Genomic DNA, 25093 nt, shown 5'->3' with positions numbered 1-25093 from the left:
AGCCTCCAGGTCGGTTCGTGGCAAGTCGCTTGTCTCAGGCGTACCACATGTGTAGCATTCGGGTTGCGTAAATAGACAGGAAACTTTCCTAATAATTCTTTGTCAGGACCGCATGTCAGGGGCGACGCAGCCCCCGGCGCCTGCCCGAAGTGAGTCACCCACGAGGGAGACGGACAGGATGTCGCACGCCCCCTTCGACCTGCGGGGAATCCCGCTGGCGCTTCACCTGAACGGTCCCGTCGACGTTCCGGCGCTGCTGGGAGCGTGCGCCGCCGTGGCCGGCAGGCACCCGGTGCTCGGCCGCGTCAGGGTCACCCGCACGGAGTCGACCCCGGAGCGCTATCCCGGGGTCGCCACGGCCGAGGCCGCCCGCCCGTTCGACCTGGAGCGCGGCCCGCTCGCCCGTTTCACGCTGGTCACGGTGGGTCCCGAGCGCGTCAGGCTGCTCTTCACGGCGCACGGACGGGTGTTCGACGCGGGCTCCAAGGACGTCCTGATCCGCGACCTGGCCGACGCCTACTTCGCGCGGGCCGCCCTGCCGGGGCCGGCGTCGCCGTCCTGCCCGGTGCCGCAGCCGTACGGGCCGTCACCGGGCCCGCCGCCCGGGCGGGCGGACCGGCCCGGCGGTCGCGGGGTGGACGGCCGGGTGTCCCCGGCGCCGCCCGACGGCGCCGAGGAGTTCTGGAGGGAGCGTGACCGCGCGCCCGCGGAGCTGGTCCTGCCCGGCCTGCGCGCCGTCCCGCACGGCACCGGTCCCGGGGAGATCGTCGAGATGGTGCTCGGCGGCGCGGAGTCCGGGGCCCTCACCGAGGCCGCCGCGGTGCTCGGCGCCACCAGGTTCGAGCTGCTGCTGGCGGCCGTGGGCGTGCTGCTGCGACGGTACGGCACCTCCGCGTCGCCGCTCGCCCTCGACCTCGGCACCCGCACCCGCGAGACGCGCGACCGCATCGGGCCGTTCGTGGCACGGGTGCCTTTCGTCCCGCACCCCGAGCTCGACGAGGGGTTTCCCGACCACCTGCGCACGGTCCGGGCCGAGCTGCGCGCCATGTACCGGTTCCGGCACGCGCCGCCGGACCCGCCCTCCTCGCCGGTCCTGCTCAGCTACCGCAGGAGGGCGGCCGTCCCGGAGTTCCCCGGGGTCGGGGCGGGTGTGGAGTGGACGGTCTTCAACGGGGCCGCCCACGGCGCGCTGCACGTCCAGGCCGTGGACGCCGGCCCGAGCCTCACCCTCGGCCTCCGCTTCAACCCCGCCGCGATCGGCCACGACGACGTGTCCGGGATCGCGGGTCACCTGCGCGCGCTGCTGCGCGCCATCTCCGCGGAACCCCGCGCGAAGGTCGCGGACCTGGCGGAGCCACCCCACCCCACGCCCCATGAGGAGCCTTCCGTGACCGACCTGTTCGTCCCGGCCCCCGACAACGCGACGGAACCCCCCGCCGAGGAGGATCCGGTCACCGCGCAGGTGCGGGAGATCTGGCAGGAGATCCTCCGCCTCGACGACATCGGGCCGGACGAGGACCTCTTCGACCTCGGCGGTCACTCGCTGACCATCACCCAGATCATCGCCAGGACCCGCCGCAGGCTCGGCGTGGAGGTGTCCCTGGACGTCTTCTTCGACAACCCCACCATCGCCGGCGTCGCCGAGGAGGTCACGCGTCTGCGGGGCGAGGTCGCGTGAGCACGCTCTCGTACGCCCAGGAGCGCCTGTGGTTCCTGGACCGGCTCACTCCCGGGGACGGGACGTACAACATGGTCGTCTGCGAGCGGCTCATCGGGTCGCTCGACGCCGGCGCCCTGGAACGGGCGCTGGGCGAGGTCGTGGCCAGGCACGAGGCGCTGCGGACCGTCTTCCCCGAGGTCGGTGGCCTCCCGTCCGCGACGGTCCTGGATCCCGCGCCGCTGGTCATGGAGAGGCTCGACCTGACCGGCGAGCCGCCGTACGGGACGCCGGAGCGGGGGACGGACGACGGCCTGGACGGGCCACCGGACGGTTCGCCGCACGGGTCGCCGGACGGTTCGCCGCACGGGTCGCCGGACGGTTCGCCGCACGGGTCGCCGGGCGGGTCGCCGCACGGGTCGCCGGGCGGGTCGCGGGGCGGTTCGCGGGGCGGTTCGCCGCCTGGTCCGCCGGACGGGGGCGCGGGGGCCGCGCGGGAGCGGGCGCTGGAGGCGTTGCTCGCCGAGCGGAGCAACCGGCCGTTCGACCTGGTCAACGGGCCGCTGCTGCGGGCGACCCTGGTGCGTACCGGGTACGACGAGCACGTCCTGCTGGTCGTCGTGCACCACATCGCCGGGGACGCCTGGTCGATCGAGCAGGTCATGTTCGGGGAGCTGGCGTCGCTGTACACGGCCTTCACCCTCGGGCTGCCGTCCCCCCTCCCGCCGCCCGCACGGCAGTACGCCGACTACGTGCGCGGGCAGCGCGAGCAGCCGGTGGACATCGCCGAAGTGGTGCGCGAGCTCGACGGCGTCCCGGTGCTGGAACTGCCCACCGACCGGCCGCGCCGGGCCGTGCGGGCCACCGAGGGCGGCCTGGTGATCCGCAGGATCCCGCTGGAGCTGTGGCGGGGGATCACCGGGCTGGCGCGGGCCGAGCGGTGCACCCCGTTCATGGCCGTGCTGGCCGCCTACCAGGTGCTGCTCTCCCGCTACACCGGTCAGGACGACTTCTGCGTCGGCACCCCCGTCGCGGGCCGCGCCGAGGAGGAGTTCGAGCAGGTCTTCGGCGTCTTCATCAACACCCTCGCCCTCCGCGCCGACCTGGCGGGCGACCCGACCTTCCGCGAGACGCTCAAGCGGGTGCGGCGGCGCGCCTTCACGATGTACGGCCACGCCTCGGTCCCGTTCGAGCACGTGGTGAGCGAGCTGCGCGTCGACCGCGACCCGGCCAGGACGCCGGTGTTCCAGACGATGCTGATGCTGGGCAACCCGGACGCCGGATCGCTCGACCTCGACGGCATCCGCACCGAGCCGGTGGCGTCGGGCCTGGCCGTGGCCAAGTTCGACCTCTCCCTGGACGTGATCGTCTACCCTACGCACGTCCAGCTGATGTTCGCCTACGACACCGGCCTGTTCGACCGGTCCACGGTGGAGCGGATGGGCGCGCAGCTGGAGACGCTGTTCCGCTCGATCGTCTCCGACCCGGGCCGCCGCCTGTCGCGGCTGGAGATCCTGCCCGCCGCCGAGCGCGCGGTCGTGCTCGGCGGCGCCGCGGCGCCGGATCCGGGGGACCTGCTCTCGGACGGTCCGGCCTGGGATCCGGGGGACGTGCTCTCGGAGGATCCGGTCCGGCCGGTCCGGTCCGTTCACGGGGCGGGGGAGTTCCTCGATCGTCTGATCGCCCGGCAGGCCGCCCGCACCCCCGACGCCCCCGCCGTGATCACTCCTGGCGGTCCCGGCGAGGCGGGCGCCGTTCTCACGTACGGGGCGCTCGACCGGGCCTCGGACGCCGTGGCCGACCGGCTCCGGCCGCTGCTGGAGCGGCCGGCGGGTTCCGGTGCCGCCGAGGGCGGGGAGGCGCTGGTCGCGCTGGCGCTCGCCGCCGGGCCCGAGGCGATCGTGGCGCTGCTGGGCGTCCTCAAGGCGGGCGCCGCCTACCTGCCGCTCGATCCGGCACAGCCCGCCGAGCGGCTGGCGTACCTGCTGGCCGACTCCGGCGCGCGTGCGGTGATCGCGGACGGGGCGGAGCTCGCCGGGTTCACCGGGCCGGTCGTCAGCCGGGCCGACCTGGCTCGCTGGACGCACGGCGGCTCCACCGGAGGGGCGGCGGCGCCCGAGCCCGGCGCGGGGCATCCCGGCCCCGAGGGCCCGCGTACCGGTGACGACACGACGGTCGAGAGGCTCGAGGGCCCGCGTGCCGACGACACGACGGTCGAGAAGGTGGCGGCGCGCGAGCCCGCGCCGGGGCACCTCGACCGGGCCGCCTACGTGATCTACACCTCCGGATCCACCGGGCGCCCCAAGGGGGTCGTCGTCGGTCACCGCACGCTGTCCCACCTGGCCCGGTCGTTCAGAGACCTGCACGGGTTCGGGCCGGGGGAGCGGGTGCTGGCGGTCCCGCCGCTCAGCTTCGACGCCTCGGCGGGGGACGTCTTCCCCGCCCTGATCAGCGGCGCCGCGCTGGTGCTGCACCCCGCTCCCGCCACGCTGACCGGTCCCGCCCTCGCCGCCCTGTGCGCGGAGCACTCGATCACCATGGTCGACACCGCCTCGGCGCTGTGGCAGCAGTGGGTCGAGGAACTGGACGAGATCACCGCCCCGATCACCACGATGATGGTCGGCGGCGAGGGCGTCCCGGTGGAGCGCCTGCGCGCCTGGGCCGCGCTGACCGGCGGCCGGGTCGCGTTCCACAACCACTACGGCCCGACCGAGGCGACCGTCTGCGCCACCTCGTACCGCACGGTCGACGGCGCCGAGCTGGGCACGGCCACGCATCTGCCGATCGGCACCGCGCTGCCGCACACCCGCGTCTACGTGCTCGACCGCCACGGCAACCCGGCCCCGATCGGGGTGCCGGGCGAGATCCACATCGGCGGCGAGTGCCTGGCCCGCGGCTACCTGGGCCGTCCCGGGCGGACCGCCGCGAGCTTCCTGCCCGACCCGTTCTCGCCCCGGCCGGGGGCGAGGATGTACGCCACGGGTGACCTGGGCAGATACCGGCCCGACGGGAACCTGGAGTTCCTGGGGCGCGCCGACCGGCAGGTGAAGATCCACGGCAACCGGATCGAGCCGGGAGAGGTCGAGGCGGCCTGCCTGGCCCACCCCGGCGTCCGCGAGGCCGTGGTCACCGCCGACGCCCGGCGGCTCGTCGCCTACCTGGTGGGGGACCGGCTCACCGTCGCCGAGCTGCGCGCCTTCCTGTCCGGGCGGCTTCCCGGCTACATGCTGCCCGGCGCGGTCGTCACGCTGCCCGCGCTCCCGCTGACCTCGCACGGCAAGGTCGACCTGCGGGCGCTGCCCGAGCCGGACGCGGACGGGCAGGCCCCGGCGTACGAGCCGCCGAGGGAGGGGACCGAGCGGGTCGTCGCCGGGATCTGGGCCGACGTGCTCAAGGTGGATCCCGGTCGCGGGGACAACTTCTTCGACCTGGGCGGGCACTCGCTGCTGGCGCCGCAGATCGTCTCCAGGATCGCCGCGGAGCTGGGGGTGCCGGTCCCGATGACCGCGCTCTTCGCCGCGACCGACCTGGCGGGGCTGGCCGCCGCGGTGGACGAGCGGATCGGCCTCCCCGGTCCCCGGGCGTGGACCCCGGCCCCCGTGGACCTGTACGCGGAGGCGGTGCTGCCCGGCGACATCGCGTACACCGGGGCGCCGGTCCCCGAGGGGCCGCCGCGCCGGGTGCTGCTCACCGGCGCCACCGGCTTCCTCGGCGCGTACCTGCTCGCCGGGCTGCTGGGCACCACCGGGGCCGAGGTCCACTGCCTGGTCAGGGGCGACGGCGCGGCCGGGCGGCTGCGCGACAACCTCGACGGGTACGGGCTCTGGGACGAGCGCTTCGACGGCAGGATCGTCCCGCACGCCGGAGACCTCGGCCTGCCGGGACTCGGCCTGCCCGCCGGGGAGTTCGCGGAGCTGGCGGACTCGGCCGACCTGATCCTGCACAACGGGGCCCTGGTCAACTTCGCGCTGCCCTACCGGCGGCTGCGCCGGGCGAACGTGGACGCCGTCCTGGAGGTCCTGCGGCTGGCCGCGTCCGGCGGCGTCACCACCCCCGTCCACCTCGTCTCGACGCTCGGCGTGCACCTGACCCCCGGGGAGCGCACGGTCAGGGAGGACGACCCGCTGCCCGATCCCGGCCCGCTGCACCTGGGCTACGACCAGAGCAAGTGGGTCGCCGACCGGCTCGCGGGCGCCGCCAGGGAGAGAGGGCTGCCGATCGCGATCCACCGTCCGGCCAGGGTCTCCGCCGACAGCCGCACCGGCCGGTCGGTGCCCGGCGACTTCCTCGGGCGCCTCTTCGCGACCTGCGCCCGCCTCGGCGCGGTCCCCGAGGGGGAACGGATCGACATGGCCCCGGTCGACCACGTCGCCTCGGCGATCGTGCACCTGGCGACGAGCCGGGCCACCGGTGACTTCCACTACCACAACCCGCGCGTGCTGACCTCGGAGGAACTCGCCGAGGGCCTGCGCGAGCACGGTCTCCCGGTACGGCTCATGCCGGGGGACCGGTGGCGGCGGCTGGTCCGCGACCGGCTGGAGCTCGGCGACGACCTGCCGATCGCCCCCTACCCGGCGTTCTTCGCCGAGTACGGCACGCTGCCCGGCCCGTCCTTCGACTGCTCGGCCACCGAGAACCTCCTCGCCGCCGCCGGGCTCGTCTGCCCTCCGGCGGACGGGAAGCTGCTCGACCTCTATCTCGGTGACCACATGGGAGACAACCGTGCATGACGGGATACGCCGGTTCGTCGTCATCTGGGCGGCGCAACTGCTGTCGATCATCGGGTCGAGCCTGACGGGGTTCGTGCTGGGCGTCTGGGTCTACCAGCGCAACGGCTCGGCCACCGAGTTCGTGCTGATCATGCTGTGCGCGGTGCTGCCCGAGGTGCTGCTCTCCCCGCTCGCCGGTTCGCTGGCCGACAGGTGGGACCGCAGGCGGATGCTGATGGCCGCCGACGCCGGGGCCGCCGCGGTCACCGGCGCCCTCGCGCTGCTGCTCGTCCTCGGCTCGCCGGAGGTGTGGCACGTCTACGTGATCACGGTGGCCGGGGCCGTGTTCGGGACCTTCCACATGGCCGCGTACCACGCGATGATGCCGCTGATCATGCCGCAGCGGCACCTGGGCAGGGCCAACGGCCTGATGCAGGTCGCCGACTCCGTGAAGATCGCGGCTCCGCTGCTGGCGGGAACGCTCCTGGTCACGGTCGGCGTCACCGGCGTGGTCGTGATCGACCTGGTCACCTTCCTGCTCACCCGGGTGGTCATGTTCGCCGTACGGCTGCCGCGCGAGGTCACCCGTCCCGGGGCCGCGGCCGCGCCGGAGCCGCTGCGCGGGGACCTGCTGTTCGGCTGGCGCCACCTGCGGGCCAGGCGCGGGCTGTTCCAGCTGGTCGTGGTGCTGGCCGCGTACAACCTGTTCTTCGGGATGTCCGGGGTGCTGGTCCAGCCGCTGATCCTGTCGTTCGGGTCGGCCGCGGTGCTGGGGGCGCTGATGTTCGCGGGCGGCGCGGGGGTCTTCGCCGGAGGGCTGGTTCTGAGCGCGTGGGGCGGGCCGAGGCGGCGGGTGCGCGGCGTCGCGGTGTTCGTCGCCCTGGGAGGGGCGCTGCTCGCCCTGCACAGCCTCGCGCCCTCGCCCTGGCTGATCGCGGTGGTGGCGCCCGCCTTCCTGTTCACGCTGCCGTTCGTGCAGGGCACCGGGATGACCGTGCTGCAGGTCAAGACCGACCCCGCGGCGCTGGGCCGGGTCCTCGGCACGGTCCGCGCGCTCACCCAGACCGCCACGGTGCTCACCTACCTGGCCGCGGGGCCGCTGGCCGACCAGGTCTTCGAGCCGATGCTCGCCCCCGGCGGGGCGCTCTCCGGCACCCTCGGCGCCGTGATCGGCACGGGCGAGGGGCGGGGCATCGCGGCGATCTTCCTGATCACCGGCCTGTGCCTGGTGCTGCTCGCACCGCTTGCCTACCTCCAGCCGCGCCTGCGGAAGGTGGAGTCCGAACTGCCCGACGCCGAGGACGTGCACGCCCCTGCGGAACCCGCCGCGGGACGCGGTGAGGCCGACCCGGGAACCGACGTCGCGCACGTCGCGCAAGGAGACCACGTCGCGCAAGGAGACCACGTCGCGCAAGGAGACAGCGATGCCGCTCTATCTCGACCCTGAGGAACTCCGCGGGGCGCCGGGCCCCCACCTCGACCTGATCGGCGCGATGGCGTTCCGGGCGGCGGGGGCCGCCCAGCGCCTGGGGGTCTTCGAGGCGCTCATGCCCGGCCCGCTCCCCGTGACGGAGCTGGCCGCCAGGACGGGCACCGACCCGGCCGGGCTCGCCGTGCTGCTGGAGGCGCTCGCCTCCCTCGGCTACCTCGACCGGGCGCCGGGCCGGGTGTACGGCAACAGCCCGATGGCCGCGGGCACCCTGGACCGGCGGAGCCCGTGGAGCTACGCTCCCGCGCTGGCCTTCTGGCAGGACGTGCTGGCCGAGCTCTGGGACGGGCTGGAGGAGTCGGTGCGCACCGGCACCCCCCAGGCCGACTTCTACGCCTGGCTGGAGGAACGGCCAGGGACGCTGGCGGAGTTCCAGGGCATGCTCGACGGGATGGCCGCCGGGCTCGCCCCGCTGGTCGCCGCGGCCGCGCCCCACCCCGGGGAGCGCCTGCTCGACGTCGGCGGCGGGCACGCCCGCTACACCATCGCGTTCTGCCGGGCGCACCCCGGGCTCACCGCGACGATCGCCGACCTGCCGAACGCCCTGGAGGGCGGCCGGGCCAGGATCGAGGCGGCCGGGCTGGGCGACCGCGTCACCGCGCTCCCCGGCGACCTGGCCGGCCCCGGCGCCGACCTCGGCACCGGGTACGACACCGCGCTGCTGTTCAACCTCTGTCACGGGTTCGACGAGGCGGGCAACCGCGCGCTGTTCAGGAGGGTGGCCGGCGCGCTGCGTCCCGGCGGCGCGGTGGTCGTGCTGGAGACCTTCGCCGACCTGCCCGAGGGCACGCCCCCGATGGTCGAGGCGTTCATCCGTGCCTTCGGCCTCAACCTCGCCACCACCCAGGGCGGCGGGATCCACTCCTTCGCCGACGTCGCCGCCTGGCTGTCCGGCGCCGGATTCGGCCGGATCGAGCGGCGGCACGTCGACGGCCCCAACGAACTGCTCGTCGCCCGCCTGGAGACCACATGAAGATCACCGTCATCGGAGCGGGCCCCGCGGGGACCCTCCTGGCCTGCTACCTGGCCAGGCGCGGCTTCCGGGTGGAGGTCTACGAGCGGCGGGCCGACCCCCGGCTGCTCGACGAGGACGAGAGCAGGTCGATCAACCTCGGGCTGTCGGCCAGGGGCATCGCGGCGCTCACCGACATCGGCCTGATGGACACCCTGTGGCCGCTCACCGTCCCGATGCGCGGCCGGGCCATCCACCTGCCCGGCGGCGCGGTGCCGTTCCAGCCCTACGGCGCCCACGAGGGGGAGATCCTCCACTCGGTCCTGCGCCGCGACCTGATCACCACGCTCGTCGACCACGCCGAGGCCCAGCCGGGGGTGACCTTCCACTTCCGGCACCGGCTGGCCGGCCTGGACCGCGAGACGGCCGCCGCGCGCCTCGTCCACGAGGAGACCGGGGTCGCGAGCACCGTCGCGGGCGACGCGGTGATCGGCGCGGACGGCGCGTTCTCGCAGGTGCGGGCGCACATGCACCACGGGCTGCGGGCCGAGCACCACCAGGAGACCCTGGAGTGGGGCTACAAGGAACTCACCATCCCCGCCGCCGGCGACGGGTCGGCCAGGACCAGGCTGGAGGCCCTGCACGTCTGGCCCGGCGAGGACGCCCTCATCGTCGCCCACCCCAACCGCGACAACTCGCTCACCGGCACGCTCTTCCTGCCCGCCGAGCGGTTCGGCGAGATCACCGACCCCGAGGAGTTCCTCGGGGAACGCTTCCCGGACACGCTCGGCCTCATGCCCCACCTGGCCAAGGAGTACGCCGAGCACCCGGTGGGGCACCTGGTGTCGATCCGCACCTCGCCCTGGCACCACCGGGACCGGGTGGCGCTCATCGGCGACGCCTGCCACGCCGTCTACCCCTTCTACGGCCAGGGCATGAACTCGGCGCTCGAGGACTGCACGGTCCTCGACCGCTGCGTGGGCGATCACCCCGGAGACCTCGGGGCCGCCTTCGCCGAGTACCAGCGGCTGCGCAAACCGCACACCGACGTGCTCGACGAGCTGTCCAAGCAGAACTTCGTGGAGCTGCGCGACCGGCTCCGCTCCCCGCTGCACCTGCTGCGCAAGAAGGCGGACCTGCTGCTCGCCCGGGCGTTCCCCGGCCGGTGGGTCCCGCTCTACACGATGATCTCCCACACCACCGTCCCGTACGCGGACGCGCTCGCCCGCGCCCGGCGGCAGGACGCGCTCCTGCGCGGGGCGGGGGCGGCGGTGGCCGTCGCCGGGCTGCTCGCCGCCGCTCCGGCCGTCCGCCGTCTCGTACGCGGTGCCGACCCCGACGCACGCCGCACCGTCCTCGCACGTCTCGTACGCGGTGCCGACTCCGACGCACGCCGCACCGTCTTCGCACGTCTCGTACGCCTCACGCGCTTCGCACGTCGCGCACGCCTCGCACAGCGAAACACCCGGAAGGGCGAACCACCATGCTGACCGATCCCGCGGACCCTTCTCGCGTCCTCCTGGAGACCGTCGATCTGGCCGGTGACCACGATCTGGTCCTGCGCTACCGCACCCCGCTCAGGGAGATCGTCACCTGGGCACGAGAGTATCTCTGCCGCCCCCACGAGGAACTGGGCAGGAAGGGGCCCGTCTGCCCGTACGCCCAGACCGCGCTGGACCGCGGCACCTTCTACCTGGCGGTCCGCCCCGGGCGGCCCGGCGGGCCCGAGGCGGCCGAGGCCCTCGCCGGCTACCGCGACTGGTTCCCGAGGCTGCCCGCCACGCCGGGGGTGTCCGCGCAGTACCGGACGATCCTGGTGCTCTTCCCCGACCTGCCGGACTCCGAGGCCGCCGCGGTGATCGACCACGCCCAGGAGGCGCTCAAGTCGCGTTACGTCTCGGAAGGGCTGATGATCGGGGAGTTCTACCCCGGCCCGCCGCCCAAGGCGGGGCTGTGGAACCCCGCCTTCCTGCCGCTGGGCAGCCCGGTCCCGCTGCTGGCGATCCGGCACATGGTCGCCACCGACTTCCCGTTCCTGCGCGACGACCCCGCGCAGGTCGCGGCGTACCTGGAACGTTTCGGCGACCGCCCGCCGGCCGCCCTCAGGGCGGAGATCCAGGCCGTCGCCGGCCGCTACGGCCTGGTGCCCGCGAACACGTCCTGCGCGCCGTCCCTGACAGCGTCCTGACCGTCCTGACCGTCCTGACCGTTCTCGGCGTTCCGGCGAGAACGCGAGCGACGACAGCGACGGCACGGCCCGCCCCCGCGGTTCTCGCGAGAGCGGGCCGTGCCGCCGCCGGTACGTCCCGCCGGCCCGGTGTCTCCGGGCGGCGGGACGAGCCGTGGGGTGTGGCCGGTGCCGTCAGACGCCGAGGAGCTCGGCGGCGGCCTGGGCGTTGGCGCGGGCGGCGCCGTAGGTGGCCAGGTAGGTGACGCCCTCCGGGCGCCAGATCGGCAGGCCCATCTCGACCACCGTGGCGTCGGGACGGGCGGCCAGCAGCGCGGAGACCACCGACTGGCTGGCCTCGTAGCGGTGCGCGTCCTTGACGACGACGATCAGGGAACGGCCCGAGGCACGTTCCAGGATGTCCGGCACGTCGGCCGCCTCCGGCTTGACCCGCAGCACCTCCGCCTGCGGCAGCAGCGGAGTGAAGCCCCACGGCACGTCGCCGACCGCGATGGTCGGCGGGGTGTCCACCTCGACCACCAGCGGGTCGACCAGGGGAGACGCCGAGCCGGTGAGGCTGACCGCGCGGCGGGCGGCGGTGAGGCCGATCACGTCCCGCTCGGCCTCGCCGGTGCGGGGCGTGCCGAACCAGGCGCGCAGGGCGGCGACCCGCTCGGCCGCCGCCTCCAGGCGGGCCACGGGCAGCCGCCCGTCGTGGACGGCCGCGACGATCTCGTCCACGATGCGGCGGACGTCGTCCTCGGTGGGGATCGGGCCGAGGCAGAGCAGGTCGGCTCCGGCGGCCAGGGAGAGCACCGAGCCCCCGGCGAGACCGTACGCGGCGGTGACGGCCTTCATGTCGAGGGCGTCGGTGACGATCACACCCTCGTAGCCCATCTCGCCGCGGAGCAGGCCGGTCAGGGCGGCGGGGGAGAGCGTCGCGGGAAGCGCGCCGGTGACGGCGGGCACGCGGACGTGCGCGGTCATGACGGACCTGGTCCCGGCGTCGATCGCGGCGCGGAAGGGCACCAGCTCGCGCTCGCGCAGCAGCTCCACGGAGGCGTCGACGAGCGGGACCTCCAGGTGGGAGTCCTGCCGGGTCGCGCCGTGGCCGGGGAAGTGCTTGACGCAGGCGGCCACTCCCGCCGACTGCAGGCCGTGGACCGCGGCGACGGTGTGCCGGGCGACGAGCGCGCTCTCCGCCCCGAACGAGCGGGTGCCGATCACCGGGTTGTCGTCGGCGGTGTTGACGTCCGCGGACGGGGCCATGTCCAGGTTGACGCCGCAGCGGGCCAGGTCGTCGCCGATGGACCGGTAGACCCGCCGGGTGAGCTCGACGTCGTCCACGGCGCCGAGGGCGGCGTTGCCGGGGTACGGGCTGCCGACGTGGTAGGCGAGCCTGGTGACGTCACCCCCCTCCTCGTCCAGCGATATGACCGGATCGGCGGCCTCGCGCAGCCGGGAGGTGAGAGCGGACAGCTGTGCGGCGTCGGCGACGTTGAAACCGAAGAGGGTGACGCCGCCGAGACCGTTCTCCAGCTCCCGCAGGACCCACTCGGGTGCCTCGGTGCCCTGGAACGCGGCGAGCAGCGTGCCGGCCGCGAGACGACGCAGCCCCTGATCGCCGCGATCCGCGATGAACTCAGACATGGCGGTAGGTGTTCCTTACCTGAGATGTAGGGGGGTGTCGGACATGGATGTAAACAGAGAAAACAGAGCAGGGCTGGTACGGCCCGCGCCTTGTGGGTGCGTGCCGTACCAGCACCAATGGGATCAGCCCTTGACGGCACCCGCGACGAGGCCGGAGACCATCCGCCGCTGCACCAGAAGGAAGAAGACGATGACCGGGATGGTCATCAGGGTGGAGGCGGCCATGATGGCGCCCCAGTCGACCGACCGCTGGCTGACGAAGTAGCGCAGCGCCACGGGCATGGTGTAGTTGCCCTGGTCGCTGATGAGCGTCAGCGCGAACACGAACTCGTTCCACGCGGTGATGAACGAGAAGATGCTGGTCGCCACCAGCCCGGGGGCCACCAGCGGGAACAATACCTTCCAGAAGGTGGCGAACCGGCTGGCGCCGTCGATCCAGGCGGCCTCCTCCAGCTCCTTGGGCACCGCCGCGACGAAGGTGCGCAGCATCCAGATGGCGAACGGCAGCGTCATGGCGACGTTCACCACGATGAGGCCGAGGAGCTGGTCGTACAACCCGGCACGCCTGACCATGATGAACAGCGGGATGAGCAGCGCCTCGCCGGGGACCATCTGCACGATGAGCAGCAGGATCAGGAACGAGGTGCGGAAGCGGAACCGGAAGCGGGCCACCGCGGTCGCCGCCAGCAGGGAGAACACCGCGCCGACGAGCACGGTGCCGAGGGCCACGACGGAGCTGTTGAGCAGATACTGCCAGATGGAGTGGCCCGCGATGCCCTCGGTGAAGACCCGCTTCACGTGTTCGAGCGTGGGATCGGTGGGGAACGGGATGAAGTCCGTCGTGAAGATCTGCTGCCTGCTCTTGAAGGCCGTGCTCACCATCCAGTAGACGGGGAACACCGCGAACAGGAACACCACGACGGCCGTGGTGTTCAGGCCGATCCTGCCGAGCCGTTTGCGCGTTCTCGGGTTTCCCCGGGGGGCCTTGCGCGGAGCCCGGGTGTCGTAGGTGGTCATCGCACGTCCTCCGTCTTCACGATCTGGCGGACGTAGAAGAAGGTGATGACGAGCAGGATCAGCGTCAGCACCACCGCGATGGCCGCGCCCATGCCCATCTTGGGCGGCGCGCTGAAGGCCTGGGTGAAGGCGAACAGCGACAGGTTGTACGCCTCCCGGTTGGACGTGCCGCCCGCCAGCACGAACAGCTGGGTGAAGACCTTGAAGTCCCAGATCACCGAGAGCACCGTCAGCACCGCGAAGACCGGCTTCAGCAGCGGGAAGGTGATCTTCCAGAAGATCCGCCACGCGGAGGCGCCGTCCACCCTCGCGGCCTCGTACAGCTCCTGGGAGATGCTCTTCAGCCCGGCCAGGATCGAGACGGCGATGAACGGGAACGACGCCCAGACCACCGCGATGATCAGCACGATGTAGATGGTGAACGCGTCGTTCAGCCACGGCTCGCCGGTCCAGTCGGAGCGGCCGAACAGCAGCGAGGAGAACCAGTCGGGCAGCGCGTTCAGCAGCCAGTTGATGACGCCCGACTCCGCGTCGAACAGCCAGCGCCAGATGATCGCGGTGGCGATCTGCGGGGTGGCCCAGGCGGCCATGATGCCGACGATGAGGAAGGTCGACATCTTCTTGCCCAGCTTGTGCAGGAGCAGGCCGACCAGCGTGCCGAGGATCAGGGTGCCCGCCACCGTGACGACGGCGAAGACGACGGTGTTGCGGAGCGACGACCAGAACAGCTCGGACTCGATCAGCTTCTGGTAGTTCTCGAAGCCGACGGTCTCGGCCGGCGCTCCCCTGACCTGCCGCAGTCCCACGTTCTGGAAGGACATGACGACCATCTGGTACAGCGGGTAGAGCAGCAGGCCGGCGATGACGAGCAGGCCGGGGACGAGCAGCGCGTAGGGGACCACCCAGGCGGGCAGTCCGCTGGACCTGCGCGGGGGCGTGGCGCCTCGGGGCCCCCGCGCCGGGACGGAGGGGGTGCCCCCGTCCCGGGCGATGGTTGAGGTGTTCGCCATGGTTACTGGTTCAGGATCTCTTCGAGTTCCTTGTTGGCGTCGGCCAGCGCGGTGTCGACGTCCTTCTTGCCCTCGATGACCGAGCGGGCCGCGCTCTGCAGGACCGCCTTGGTGTCGTTCGCCTCGGCCCAGTTGGTGTCGTTCGGGAAGCCCTTGGCGACCTTGAAGGTCTCGGCGAACGGAGCCTGCACCGGGTCGGCCGCGTACTCGGTCAGAGCCTCCGGGTAGAGCGGGAGCAGGCCGCCCTCCTTGGCGTAGCGGGTGCCGAACTCCTTGCCGGCGGCGAGCTTGACGTACTCGGCGGACAGTTCGACGTTCTTGGTGTCCTTCCAGATGGCGATGTCGTTGCCGCCCTGGAAGGCCGGGGCCGGGCCGCTGCCGTCCTTGGCCGGGAGCGAGAAGAAGGCCATCTTCGCGTCGTCGACCTTGCCGCCGCTCTGCTCCTTGATGGTGGTGATGTCCCAGCCGCCGGTCACGTACATGCCGACCTTGCCGTTGGCGAAGCGGGTCGCGATGTCGACCGAGTTCTGGGTGAGGGCGGACTTGCGCGAGACGCCGTGCTTGGTCACCAGGTCGGTGTAGTACTGGAAGCCCTCCTTGAAGCCGGGCTCCGTCAGCTTGCCGGTCCACTTGCCGCCCTCGAAGGCGGCGAAGTCGCCGCCGGCCGACCAGACGAACGGCGACAGCGACATGTTGGCGTCGGAGCCGCCGTTGAAGGCGAAGCCGTCGACGTCCTTGCCCTTCTCGGCGACGATCTTCTTGCCCGCCGCGACGAGGTCCTCCCAGGTCTTGGGCACCTCGATCTTCAGGTCCTCGAACCAGTCCTTGCGGTAGAGGACGGCGCGGGTGCCGCCACCCCACGGGGCGGCGTAGATCTTGCCGTCGACCGTCTCGTAGCCCCACAGGTTCTGCGGGATCTGCTGGAAGTCGGGGGTGGCCTTGACGACGTCGGTGATGTCGGTCAGCGCGTCCTGCGCGACCCACGCGGCCACCTGGTCGTTGCCGAACTCGGTGACGTCGGGGCCCTCGCCGCCGGCGAGCGCGGCGGTCCACTTGGCCTGCGCGTCAGGCCAGGGCACCCACTGGAGCTTGACGTCGGCGCCGGTGGTCTCCTTGAACTTGGCGTTCAGGTCGGCCATCAGCTTGTTCTGCTTCTCGTCGGGAGCGCCGAGGCGCCAGACGGTCAGCGTCTGACCCGCGAACTTGGGGCCGGACGCGGCGGGCGCCGACGCCTGGTTCTCGGCGGCCGGTGTCGGCTCGCTGCTTCCGCACGCGGCGAGCCCCAGGGCGAGGGCGGCGGTGGTGGCCGTCGTGGTGGCGATTCTCGCGAACTTCACTGGAGTTCTCCCTTTCAGGCTTTCGCCAGGGTTTGCGCTCTGTTATGGCCGGGGTCCCCCGCGACCCTCTGCACTCACTGGGAGCGGTCGGAACTACCGCAACCCGCGGTTCCGATCGCTTGCCTGCGGGCTGACTAGGGTTAAACTAACAAGAAACTTTCTTAAAAGAAACGATCGTTAGCGGATCGTGACGGGGAGGACGACCTTGCCCACACGCCCGGGGACACCCCGGCTGCTGCGCCGGCTCAACGACCGCGCGGCGCTGGAACTCCTGCTGTCCAGCGGCCCTCTCACCCGGGCCGAGCTGGGAGAACATACCGGGCTCTCCAAGGTGACCGCCGGTCAGCTGCTCTCCAGACTGGAGGAGCGCGACCTCGTCGCGGTGGTCGGCGAGCAGGCGGGCGGGCGCGGCCCCAACGCCGCGCTCTACGGGGTGGTGCCCTCCTGCGCGTACGTGGCCGGGCTCGACGTGCTGCCCGGCAGGATCAGCGCCGGGGTCGCCGACATCACCGGCACCATCGTCGCCGAGGTCTCCGCGGACCCCAGCGGTCACGAGGACCCGGTACGGCTGGTGCGCAGCGCGGTCGGTCAGGCGTGCGCGTCGGCGGGCATCGGCGCCGACCGGCTGCGCGCCTTCGTGATCGGCACCCGCGGCGTCGTCGACCCCGGCACCGGCGACGTGCGATTCTCCTTCGACCTGCCCTCCTGGCACAACGGCGTGCTCGCCGAGCTCCGCCGCGACCTCGGTGTCCCGGTGACGATAGAGAACGACGTGAACCTGGCCGCGCTGGCCGAGCGCGCGTACGGGGCCGCGCTGGGCGTCGACGACTTCGTGCTCGTCTGGGCGGGGGTCGGGCAGGGGCTCGGCGTCATGCTGGGCGGGCGGCTGCACCGCGGCTTCACCGGCGGCGCGGGCGAGATCGGCTGGCTCCCGGTGCCCGGCGAGCCGCTCCCCACCGACGTGAGCGAGCCCCAGTCGGGCTCGTTCCAGCGCCTGGTCGGCGGCGACGCCGTGACCGGGCTCGCGAACGCCCACGGCATCGGTTTCTCCGCCTCCGGGGCCTCGGGGGCCTCCGGAGGCGATCCCGACGCCGGTTCTGTGGGAGACCTCGTCCGTACGGCCGTCGCGGAGGGCGCCGAGGCGTTCCTGGACGAGCTGGCCGGACGGCTGGCCGTCGGCGTCGCCGCCGTCGCGGTGGTCCTGGACCCCGGACTCATCGTGCTCAGCGGCGACGTCGGCAGGGCCGGGGGAGACGCGCTCGCCGCCAGGGTGCAGGACGCCGTCGCCCGGGTCTGCCCGAGCCAGCCCCAGGTCGTGGTCTCGCGGGTCAGGGGCAACCCCGTACTGCGCGGTGCCCTGGTGTCGGCGCTGCAGCAGGCCCGCGAGCAGGTGTTCTCGGACACGGTCTGACGCCCCGCGCACGGGTCCGGCCCGGGTCCCGTCGCGACGGGACCCGGGCCGGACCGGCGTACCGCGTTCTCCGGGCACGGGCGCGAGTACGGGCGCAGGGACGACGGTCCGGTGCTCCCGTTCCCCGTGGGCAGGGTCGGTGCACTGTGGCTCTTGAGGAAGAATTGCCACCATGCCTGACATCGTTCTGATCTCCGATGCCCGAGTCGCCGCGATCCCCGTCGAGGAGTCCGGGGAGCGGCTGGTCGACGTCCGGGGGCGGCTGCGGACGGACGAGCGGCTCGCCGACCCCGAGGGGGCCTTCGCCCACCTCAGGCTCGGGCTGCTGACCAGGCTGGAGGAGGCGCAGGCGCAGCTTCCCGGGGGATACCGGCTGCTGGTCGTGGAGGGATACCGGCCGCCGGCGACGCAGAAGAAGATCTTCGACGGATACTCGGCGGAGCTCCGGGCGCTGTATCCGGATATGTCGCCCGCGGAGCTGCGCGCCGCGGCGAGCCGCTACGTGTCGCCCGTCGAGATCGCCCCGCACACCGCGGGGGCCGCGGTCGACCTGACCCTGGCCGCAGACGACGGGACCGAGCTCGACATGGGCACCCGGCTCAACGCCACCCCCGAGGAGAGCGACGGCGCCTGCTACACCGACGCCCCCGGTCTGTCCCCCGAGGCGCGCCACCACCGCAAGCTCCTCGGCGTCGCCCTCGACGCGGTCGGGCTGGTCAACTATCCCACCGAGTGGTGGCACTGGTCCTACGGCGACCGCTACTGGGCGATGACCACCGGCTCCCCGGCCGCCCTCTACGGCCCGGTCTCCATCTGACCTTTCCGTACGGCGACTGAGGAGTGGTACGGATCAGCCGGTGGTCCGGATGCCTGCCGCCGGGAAGTCCCGCCTCCGCCACCCGGACATCGAGCCGCCGGGGCGCTCCCGCTGGCGGGAGCGGGGCGTTGGCGTCGGCCGTGCCGGGGCCGCGGCGTAGACCGGCGGACCGCGTGTCAGGCGGAGGGCGTGCAGGTCGCGAGGGCCGACAGGAGTTTGTTCATCGCGGAGCCGGCGCCGGCGGTCGTCGTCGGGCCCAGGGCGACGAGGCTGGAGATGAGGACGGCGAGTTCCGCCACGTCCAGGGTGAGCGGCGCGGCTTCGCTCGTCAGCGCGAGCCACGTTCCGCCCCCGGGGCCGCGCCGGGAGCGTACCGGGACACCGGAGTCGCGCAGCCGGGCCAGGTCGCGCTCGATGCTGCGCCGTGACGCTCCGACGACGCGTGCGAGCTCGCCGGTCGGGACCGGGACGCCACGGCGGGCGACGAGGATCTCGACGAGTCGCTGCTGGCGCTCGACCCTGCGCAGGGTGAGGAGCGCGTCGCGCGAGGCGGCGGCGAGGGCCACGGACTGACTCATCACGATCCATCTGAGATCCCGCCACCGGCGTGGCGGCATCTCAGCCTAGCGTGGGGCACATGAACACACTCACGCACGCCGACGAGAGTGCCCGGGCCTTCTTTCAGGACTACCGCGACGCGCTGCTGTCGCGCGATGTGGAGCGCATCGCCGACTCCTACCACTGCGACGTCCTGATCGCGTTTCCCGATCAGATCCGGGCCGTCACCGACCCTTCCCAGACGCGCGAGTTCTTCAAGAACGCGATCGGCCAGTACGACGGAGTGGAGGAGGCCATCCCGTCGATCACGGTGATGGGTGCCACCGAGCACAGTATCTGGGCCGATGTCAGCTGGGACTACGGCGGCGCGGCCCCCGCCGAACGCCTGGTGTACCAGCTGCTCAGGACCGCCCGCGGGTGGCGAATCGGAGTGCTGACCCCGCGCTGAGGAACCGGGCGGGAATCGACACCGGCCCGGGGCGTGCCGCGGGGCCCCACGCCGTCGCGCCTGCCGGGAACCGGCTACGCGCGCAGGTGGGCCAGAAGTTCGTCCCCGGCGGGATAGGGACGTTCCCCGGGCAGCAGCCGGGTCGCGGCGTCCTGCTCGCCCTCGCGCAGGAGTGTATGGATCTCATGGACGAGCGGGGTGACGTCGGTGACGGCGACCGTCCACTCGTCCGCGTACCGACGCGCGCCCTCGCCCGAGAGGCCGAGTTGCAGCGAGCGGTGGGGCAGCGGCCGCAGGTGGAGATCGCGTTCGGGGTCCCACTGCACCCGGACCGGCGCCTGCCGCAGATCCCGCCTCCAGGTGGCCCGGTCGGGGTGAAGCCCTGGCTCGTAGTGCGACAGGCACGCGTGGCGCAGGGCCCATTCGAACCCCTCGCGGGTGATCTCGATGGCCAGGACGGTCTCCTGCCTCTCCTTGGTGCCCCAGCCGCAGCGGTACATCATCCACAGGAACGACGGCTTGACCCACGTCATCCGATCCCGTTTCCAGGTGGCCGGGAAGCGGCCGAGACGAGCGGTGGGGAGACCGATCTCCGGAGCGTAGGCCTGGTAGACGGTGATCGTGGACGCGCTGTGGACCGCCCGGATCCCGTGCCTCGGTTCTTCCATGGCGAACAGGATGAACCCTGCCACATGGGAGAAGCCACCCGTTATCAGGCGGTGTGCTGGTACGTCGAGTAGGTCAGGTAGCCCGCGTCGCCGCCCTGGTAGTACGTCGCCTCGTCGACGGGAGCGATGGGGAGGCCGGTACGCAGCCGCTCGACCAGGTCGGGGTTGGCGAGGAACCCGCGGCCGAAGCTGATGAGGTCGGCGCCCAGCCCGAGCCAGTGGTCGGCCTCGGCCCGTCCGGTCTGCTTGGGGCCCATCGGCAGCACCGGGTTCATGACGAGGGTGCCCGGCCACGCGCGGCGCAGCCCGACCAGCACCTCTTCGTCGGCGGTGGCCTCAAGGTGAATGTAGGCCAGGTCGAGGTGGGCCAGCTCGGCCAGCAGCGCGGCGTACAGCTCAGGGATGTCGGTCTCCTCCACGCCCCAGAACGTCACGCCCGGGGAGAGGCGGATCCCGGTCCTGGCCCCGCCGACGGCTTCGGCGGTCGCGGACACCGCCTCGACGGCGAACCGGATCCGGTTGGCCACCGAGCCTCCGTAGCGGTCCGTGCGAAGGTTGGCGTTCGAGGAGAGGAACTGCGAGATCAGGTAGCCGTTCGCGCCGTGCAGCTCCACGCCGTCGAAGCCGGCCTCGACGGCCCGGCGGGCGGCCCGGCCGTAGGACTCGGCGTGCTCGGGCACCTCGGCGGTGTCCAGGGCGCGCGGCATCGGCGCGGGCCGGGGGCCGGACGGGGTGAACACGTCGCCGACGGCCGGGACCGCCGAGGGCCCGACCGGCTGCGCACCGGTGGTGTCGGGGTGGGAGACCCGTCCGCCGTGCATGAGCTGGGCGAAGATCCGCCCGCCGTTGGAGTGTACGGCGGCGGTCACCGGCCGCCACGCGGAGACCTGCTCGTCGGTGTGCAGTCCCGGCGTGCCCGGGTTGGACTGCCCGATCAGGCTCGGCTGCACACCCTCGGAGACGATCAGCCCGGCCGTCGCGCGCTGGGCGTAGTACGTCGCCATCGACGGTGTCGCCAGCCCGCCGGCGGCGGCCCGGATTCGCGTCATCGGGGCCATCACCATTCGGTTGGGCAGCGTCAGGTCGCCGAGCCGATAGCTGTCGAAAAGGGTCGTCACGTCGTCCTCCATGGTCGTCGATCCCGGATCGCGGGTACGGTGAGTACGCTAGAAGCTCACATCAATGTCAGAGGCAAGCTCTGTGTTGCAGATCACACTGGGAGGGCGACGTGCGCATCGGTGAGCTCGCGTCACGGACCGGGGTCAGTGTCCGGTCGCTGCGCTACTACGAGGAGCAGGGGCTGCTCACCAGCACCCGCAGCTCCAGCGGCCAGCGGCACTATACGGACAACGAGGTCGAGCGGGTCGCGTTCATCCAGCGCCTGTACACCGCGGGCCTGTCCAGCCGCACCATCGCCGAACTGCTCCCGTGCACCGAGTCGCCCAGCACGGAGAACTCCGACGCCGCCCTGGAACGGATGGCACAGGAGCGTGACCGGCTCTCCGCGCACATCGGCGACCTCATCCGCACCCGCGACGCGCTCGACGGGCTGATGGCCGTGAACCGAGCACATCGTGAGCAGCTGCGGGTGCCGCTGGCCGGCTGACCACCACCGGCGCCTCCTTCGGGCTCGCTCGCCCCTCCTCCGGTCCGGCCGGTGAACCGGGAGGTCGTCCCGCGTCCCGGGGAACCGCGGCCTCGTGCCGCCCGCGGCGTCGGTCCCTCGCCGGAGGCGTGGGGGACAATCGAGGCCATGCGGTTCGGCGTCCTCGGTTCCCTGGAGGTGCGGTCCCCCACCGGTGAGGAGATCTCCGTGGGCGGGCCCCGGCCGCGTGCCCTGCTCGTGATGCTGCTGCTCGACGCGGGCCGGGTGGTCGGCGTGCGGCGTCTGATCGACGGCCAGTACGGCGACGATCCCCCGGCCGGTGCCGCCAACGCGGTGCAGGCCCAGGTCTCCCGGCTGCGCCGGAGCCTGCCCGCCGAGGTGATCGAGTTCCACGGGACCGGCTACCGGCTCGTGGCCGACCCCGACGACGTCGACGCCCACCGGTTCGAACGGCTGGCCCGCGAGGGGCGGCGGCTGCTGGCGGAGGGGCGTCACGCCGCCGCCGCCGGCTCGCTGCGGGAGGCGCTCGCCCTGTGGCGCGGGCCCGCGCTGGCCGACCTGCCCTTCGGGCGGGCATGGGCGGCACGGCTGGAGGAACTCCGGCTGACGGCGACGGAGGATCTCGCGGAGGCGGAGTCGGCCCTTCCCGAGGGCGGCTCGGTGACTTCGGCGGCTTCGGTGGCGGAGCTGCAGCGGCTGGTGGCCGCGCATCCGCTGCGGGAGCGGCTGCGGGGCCGGCTGATGCTCGCTCTGCGGGCGGCGGGGCGGCAGGCCGAGGCGCTGGCGGTGTTCGAGGAGGCCAGGCGGCTGCTCGCCGAGGAACTCGGCGCCGATCCCTCGCCCGAGCTCGCCGCGATCCATCTGGCCGTCCTGCGCGCCGAGCGGCCCGCGCCGCCACGGCGGGGGCTCGCGGCCCAGCTCACCAGCTTCGTGGGACGCGAGCGGGAGCTGGAGCGGATCGCCGCGCTGCGCGACTCGCGGCTGGTCACGATCACCGGGCCCGGCGGCATCGGCAAGACCCGGCTGGCGATCGAGGCGGCCGGACGCGGGCGGCGCGAGGTGTGCTTCGTCGACCTCTCCCCGCTCGGCGGCCCTGCCGCGTCCGGTGGTCCCGTTCTGCCTGGCGGTCCTGTTCTGCCCGGTGGTCCCGGTACGTCAGGCGGTCCCGTTCTGCGCGGTGGTCTCGGCCCGTCAGGCGGTCCCGTTCTGCGCGGTGGTCTCGGCCCGTCAGGCGGTCACGGTACGGCAGGCGACGGTGACCAGGTGGTCCGCGCGGTGCTCGGCGCGCTCGGGCTGCGCGAGCCCGGGTTCCACGCGCCGCGCCCGGCCGATCTGGTGGAGCACCTGGTGGCGGCTCTGCGCGGGCGGGACCTGCTGCTCGTCCTCGACAACTGCGAGCACGTGAACGACGCCGCCGCCACGCTGGCCCGCGGGCTGCTGGGCGAGTGTCCCGGGCTGGCCGTCCTGGCCACCGGGCGCGAGCCCCTCGGCATCACCGGCGAGACGCTGGTGCCGCTGGCACCGCTGGAGACCCCGCCGCCGGACTCCTCGCCGTCCGCCGCCCTGGACTGTCCGGCCGTGCGGCTGTTCGCCGACCGGGCGGCGGCCGTACGGCCGGGATTCGAGGTGCGGCGGGCCAACGTGGAGACGGTCGTCCGGATCTGCGCGGCACTGGACGGGCTGCCGCTGGCCATCGAGCTGGCGGCCGCGCGGCTGCGCTCCTTCACCGTCGAGGAGATCGCCACGCGCCTGGAGGAGCACGGCCGGTTCCGGCTGCTGTCGCGCGGCGACCCCACGGCGGCGGCCCGCCACCGGACCCTGCGCGCGGTGGTGGAGTGGAGCTGGGACCTGCTCTCGCCCAGGGAGAAGGTGCTGGCCAGGCGGTTCGCCGTGTTCGCGGGAAGCGCGTCCCTGGAGGCGGCCGAAGGGGTCTGCGAGGTGGAGGACGCGGCCGGGCTGCTGGCAGACCTGGTGGACAGGTCGCTGGTCGTGGCGGACGGCGACCGCTACCGGATGCTCGACACGATCAGGCTGTTCTGCGCGGAACGGCTGGTGGAGGCGGGCGAGGAGGACCGCCTGCGCGGCGGCCACGCCCGCCACTTCCTCGACCTGGCCCGGCGCGCCGATCCCCACCTGCGCCGGGCCGAGCAGCTCCGGTGGCTGGCCAGGCTCTCCGCCGAGCACGACAACCTGACGGCCGCGCTGCGCTGGGCCGTGCGCGACGACAGGGAGACGGGGCTGCGGCTGGTCGCCGCGCTGGCGGCGTACTGGTGGCTGGGCGGCCGGCGCGGCGACGCGGGGGAGGCGGCGGCCGAGCTGCTCGAGGCGACCGGTCGTCCCCTCCCCGGGCTGGAGGAGGAGTACGTCATGTGCGTGGCACACGCCGTGCCCCGAGCGTTGCCGGAACACTGGGAACGGGCCGAGGCGATCATGCGGTCGCGGGACCGGCCGCTGCGGTACCCGTTCGCCGAAGCGTTGTGGGGCATGTCCGCCGGGCCGCCGAGGTCGACGCCGCCCGCCGGGCCCGAGACCGACCGGCTGTTCGGTTCCGATCCGTGGAGCCTGGCCCTGGCCGGGCTGGGCCGCGCCCTGCTGAAGGTGTTCGGCGGCGATCCGGCCGGAGGCGAGCGGGAGCTGGAGGAGGTGCTGGAGCGCTTCAGGTCCCTGGGGGAGCGCTGGGGGACGGCTCAGGGACTCGACTGGCTGGCCCTTGTCGCGGGCCGGCGCGGGGAGTGGGCGCGCGCCCGGGACCTGTGGCGGGAGGCGCTGGAGCTGCTGGAGGAGCTCGGGGCCCTGGAGGAGACCGCGGACATGCTGGGGCACCGGGCCGAGGCGCTGGTACGCGAGGGTGACCTCGCCGCCGCTGCCGCCGACCACCGGCGCGCCGGGGAACTCGCCGGGAAGGCGGGCATGCCGGAGGTGCTCGCCGTGACGCATCTGGGGCTGGGGGAGATCGCACGGCTCGAAGGTGATCCCGCCGAGGCCCGTCGCCGGATCGGCCTGGCGCTTCGAGGGGCGGAGCCCGGGGCCTTCGGCGCGGAGTCGGTGCGGACGCGCGCGCTCACCGCGCTGGGACGGCTGGCCGAGGCCGAGGGCGATCTCGCCGGTGCCCTGCTCCACCACCGCCGGGCGCGGGCCCGCGCGTGCGGGTCGCCACTGGCGATGGACCTCGCCGACGCCGTCGAGGGCCTGGCGGGAGCCGTCCTGCTCGAAGGGGCGGGGACACAAGCGTTCGAAGGGGCGGGGACCCGGGCGGCGCTGCTGCTCGGCATGGCGGTGGCGCTGCGCGGGACGGCCGTGGCCGGTGACCGCGACGTCGCCCGGGTCGCCGCGGGCGCCCGCGACCTCGCCGGGGAGGAGGCGTTCGCGTCGGCGTACGCCCGCGGGGCCGCGATGCGCCGCGACGAGGTGCTCGCGGCGCTCGACCCGGATGACACGGATGACGCGGACGACGCGGACGACGCGGACGATGCGGGCGACGCGGACGATGCGGGCGACGCGGACGATGCGGACGACGCGGGCGACGCGGGCGGCGCGGGCGACGGCTGAAGCCGAAAGCGCCCGGTGTCGGGAACGGCCGGGGGGTTCGACGCCGAG

Annotated in this window: 18 protein-coding genes; 11 read left to right on the top strand and 7 right to left on the bottom strand. The window is 73.3% G+C overall.

Features of this window, described 5'->3' with window-relative positions; translation table 11 throughout:
- The first annotated feature begins 178 nt into the window (after positions 1-178).
- From AB0F88_RS05205 to AB0F88_RS05180, 6 genes are read left to right on the top strand one after another with little or no spacing between them, the layout of a single operon-like run.
- Entirely contained in the window at positions 179-1678 is a 1500-nt protein-coding gene (locus AB0F88_RS05205) for a condensation domain-containing protein (RefSeq protein WP_362677538.1), read from the top strand.
- Positions 1675-6387, top strand: coding sequence for an amino acid adenylation domain-containing protein (locus tag AB0F88_RS05200; protein WP_362677536.1), 4713 nt, complete (start codon positions 1675-1677; stop codon positions 6385-6387). The genes AB0F88_RS05205 and AB0F88_RS05200 overlap by 4 nt, the downstream gene beginning before the upstream one ends.
- On the top strand, positions 6380-7813 hold the full coding sequence (locus tag AB0F88_RS05195) for an MFS transporter (protein WP_362677534.1): 1434 nt from the start codon (positions 6380-6382) through the stop codon (positions 7811-7813). Before AB0F88_RS05200 ends, AB0F88_RS05195 begins: the two co-directional genes overlap by 8 nt.
- Entirely contained in the window at positions 7791-8828 is a 1038-nt protein-coding gene (locus AB0F88_RS05190; RefSeq protein WP_362677532.1) for a methyltransferase, read from the top strand. Before AB0F88_RS05195 ends, AB0F88_RS05190 begins: the two co-directional genes overlap by 23 nt.
- Positions 8825-10297, top strand: a complete 1473-nt coding sequence (locus tag AB0F88_RS05185; RefSeq protein ID WP_362677530.1) for an NAD(P)/FAD-dependent oxidoreductase — start codon at positions 8825-8827, stop codon at positions 10295-10297. The genes AB0F88_RS05190 and AB0F88_RS05185 overlap by 4 nt, the downstream gene beginning before the upstream one ends.
- The gene (locus AB0F88_RS05180; protein ID WP_362677528.1) at positions 10291-10995 is read left to right on the top strand and encodes a DUF6875 domain-containing protein; all 705 of its coding nucleotides are present in this window, start codon (positions 10291-10293) and stop codon (positions 10993-10995) included. The genes AB0F88_RS05185 and AB0F88_RS05180 overlap by 7 nt, the downstream gene beginning before the upstream one ends.
- A gap of 174 nt (positions 10996-11169) precedes the next feature.
- On the opposite strand, the gene AB0F88_RS05175 is transcribed toward AB0F88_RS05180, so the two are convergent.
- The 4 genes from AB0F88_RS05175 to AB0F88_RS05160 all read right to left on the bottom strand — a co-directional run bounded on the left by AB0F88_RS05175 (position 11170) and on the right by AB0F88_RS05160 (position 15988).
- Positions 11170-12624: a glycoside hydrolase family 3 N-terminal domain-containing protein gene (locus AB0F88_RS05175; RefSeq protein ID WP_362677526.1), complete on the bottom strand. Its 1455-nt coding sequence runs from the start codon at positions 12622-12624 to the stop codon at positions 11170-11172.
- Between the two features lie 123 nt (positions 12625-12747).
- Entirely contained in the window at positions 12748-13641 is an 894-nt protein-coding gene (locus tag AB0F88_RS05170) for a carbohydrate ABC transporter permease (protein ID WP_362677524.1), read from the bottom strand.
- On the bottom strand, positions 13638-14651 hold the full coding sequence (locus AB0F88_RS05165; protein ID WP_362677522.1) for a sugar ABC transporter permease: 1014 nt from the start codon (positions 14649-14651) through the stop codon (positions 13638-13640). Before AB0F88_RS05165 ends, AB0F88_RS05170 begins: the two co-directional genes overlap by 4 nt.
- Positions 14652-14653: 2 nt before the next feature.
- Entirely contained in the window at positions 14654-15988 is a 1335-nt protein-coding gene (locus AB0F88_RS05160) for an extracellular solute-binding protein (RefSeq protein WP_362677520.1), read from the bottom strand.
- A 205-nt stretch (positions 15989-16193) separates the two neighbouring features.
- Between AB0F88_RS05160 and AB0F88_RS05155 the strand changes: the two genes are divergently transcribed.
- Together AB0F88_RS05155 and AB0F88_RS05150 are read left to right on the top strand one after the other, a co-directional pair.
- Positions 16194-17399 (top strand): ROK family transcriptional regulator, encoded by a 1206-nt coding sequence (locus AB0F88_RS05155; RefSeq protein WP_362677518.1) that lies wholly within the window; start codon positions 16194-16196, stop codon positions 17397-17399.
- A gap of 172 nt (positions 17400-17571) precedes the next feature.
- Positions 17572-18216: a M15 family metallopeptidase gene (locus AB0F88_RS05150; protein WP_362677516.1), complete on the top strand. Its 645-nt coding sequence runs from the start codon at positions 17572-17574 to the stop codon at positions 18214-18216.
- A gap of 176 nt (positions 18217-18392) precedes the next feature.
- Here the strand turns inward: AB0F88_RS05150 and AB0F88_RS05145 are convergent, their stop codons facing one another.
- A complete protein-coding gene (locus AB0F88_RS05145; protein ID WP_362677514.1) occupies positions 18393-18794 on the bottom strand; it encodes an HTH domain-containing protein in 402 nt (133 codons plus the stop codon).
- Positions 18795-18853: 59 nt separating this feature from the next.
- Here AB0F88_RS05145 and AB0F88_RS05140 point away from each other — a divergent pair, with 59 nt between their 5' ends.
- A complete protein-coding gene (locus AB0F88_RS05140) occupies positions 18854-19222 on the top strand; it encodes a nuclear transport factor 2 family protein (RefSeq protein ID WP_362677512.1) in 369 nt (122 codons plus the stop codon).
- Between the two features lie 74 nt (positions 19223-19296).
- On the opposite strand, the gene AB0F88_RS05135 is transcribed toward AB0F88_RS05140, so the two are convergent.
- Positions 19297-19890: a DUF4291 domain-containing protein gene (locus AB0F88_RS05135; protein WP_362677510.1), complete on the bottom strand. Its 594-nt coding sequence runs from the start codon at positions 19888-19890 to the stop codon at positions 19297-19299.
- A gap of 44 nt (positions 19891-19934) precedes the next feature.
- Positions 19935-21008, bottom strand: a complete 1074-nt coding sequence (locus AB0F88_RS05130; protein ID WP_362677508.1) for an alkene reductase — start codon at positions 21006-21008, stop codon at positions 19935-19937.
- A 110-nt stretch (positions 21009-21118) separates the two neighbouring features.
- On the opposite strand from AB0F88_RS05130, the gene AB0F88_RS05125 reads away from it, so the two are divergent.
- Both AB0F88_RS05125 and AB0F88_RS05120 read left to right on the top strand, forming a co-directional pair.
- On the top strand, positions 21119-21496 hold the full coding sequence (locus AB0F88_RS05125) for a MerR family transcriptional regulator (protein ID WP_362677506.1): 378 nt from the start codon (positions 21119-21121) through the stop codon (positions 21494-21496).
- A 147-nt stretch (positions 21497-21643) separates the two neighbouring features.
- Complete coding sequence (locus tag AB0F88_RS05120; protein WP_362677504.1) at positions 21644-25045, top strand: BTAD domain-containing putative transcriptional regulator; 3402 nt, start codon at positions 21644-21646, stop codon at positions 25043-25045.
- Positions 25046-25093 lie beyond the last annotated feature (48 nt).

Origin of the sequence: Streptosporangium sp. NPDC023963 (genome assembly GCF_040639135.1) — a bacterium.
Lineage (GTDB): Bacteria > Actinomycetota > Actinomycetes > Streptosporangiales > Streptosporangiaceae > Streptosporangium.
This window is presented reverse-complemented; position numbering and strand designations above follow the sequence as displayed.

Bases quoted from the DNA above. Each gene is read 5' to 3' on its own strand.
- AB0F88_RS05205 (WP_362677538.1), top strand. From the start codon at position 179: ATGTCGCACGCCCCCTTCGACCTGCGGGGAATCCCGCTGGCGCTTCAC.
- AB0F88_RS05190 (WP_362677532.1), top strand. From the start codon at position 7,791: ATGCCGCTCTATCTCGACCCTGAGGAACTCCGCGGGGCGCCGGGCCCC.
- AB0F88_RS05185 (WP_362677530.1), top strand. From the start codon at position 8,825: ATGAAGATCACCGTCATCGGAGCGGGCCCCGCGGGGACCCTCCTGGCC.
- AB0F88_RS05180 (WP_362677528.1), top strand. From the start codon at position 10,291: ATGCTGACCGATCCCGCGGACCCTTCTCGCGTCCTCCTGGAGACCGTC.
- AB0F88_RS05175 (WP_362677526.1), bottom strand. From the start codon at position 12,624: ATGTCTGAGTTCATCGCGGATCGCGGCGATCAGGGGCTGCGTCGTCTC.
- AB0F88_RS05170 (WP_362677524.1), bottom strand. From the start codon at position 13,641: ATGACCACCTACGACACCCGGGCTCCGCGCAAGGCCCCCCGGGGAAAC.
- AB0F88_RS05165 (WP_362677522.1), bottom strand. From the start codon at position 14,651: ATGGCGAACACCTCAACCATCGCCCGGGACGGGGGCACCCCCTCCGTC.
- AB0F88_RS05150 (WP_362677516.1), top strand. From the start codon at position 17,572: ATGCCTGACATCGTTCTGATCTCCGATGCCCGAGTCGCCGCGATCCCC.
- AB0F88_RS05145 (WP_362677514.1), bottom strand. From the start codon at position 18,794: ATGAGTCAGTCCGTGGCCCTCGCCGCCGCCTCGCGCGACGCGCTCCTC.
- AB0F88_RS05140 (WP_362677512.1), top strand. From the start codon at position 18,854: ATGAACACACTCACGCACGCCGACGAGAGTGCCCGGGCCTTCTTTCAG.
- AB0F88_RS05135 (WP_362677510.1), bottom strand. From the start codon at position 19,890: ATGGAAGAACCGAGGCACGGGATCCGGGCGGTCCACAGCGCGTCCACG.
- AB0F88_RS05120 (WP_362677504.1), top strand. From the start codon at position 21,644: ATGCGGTTCGGCGTCCTCGGTTCCCTGGAGGTGCGGTCCCCCACCGGT.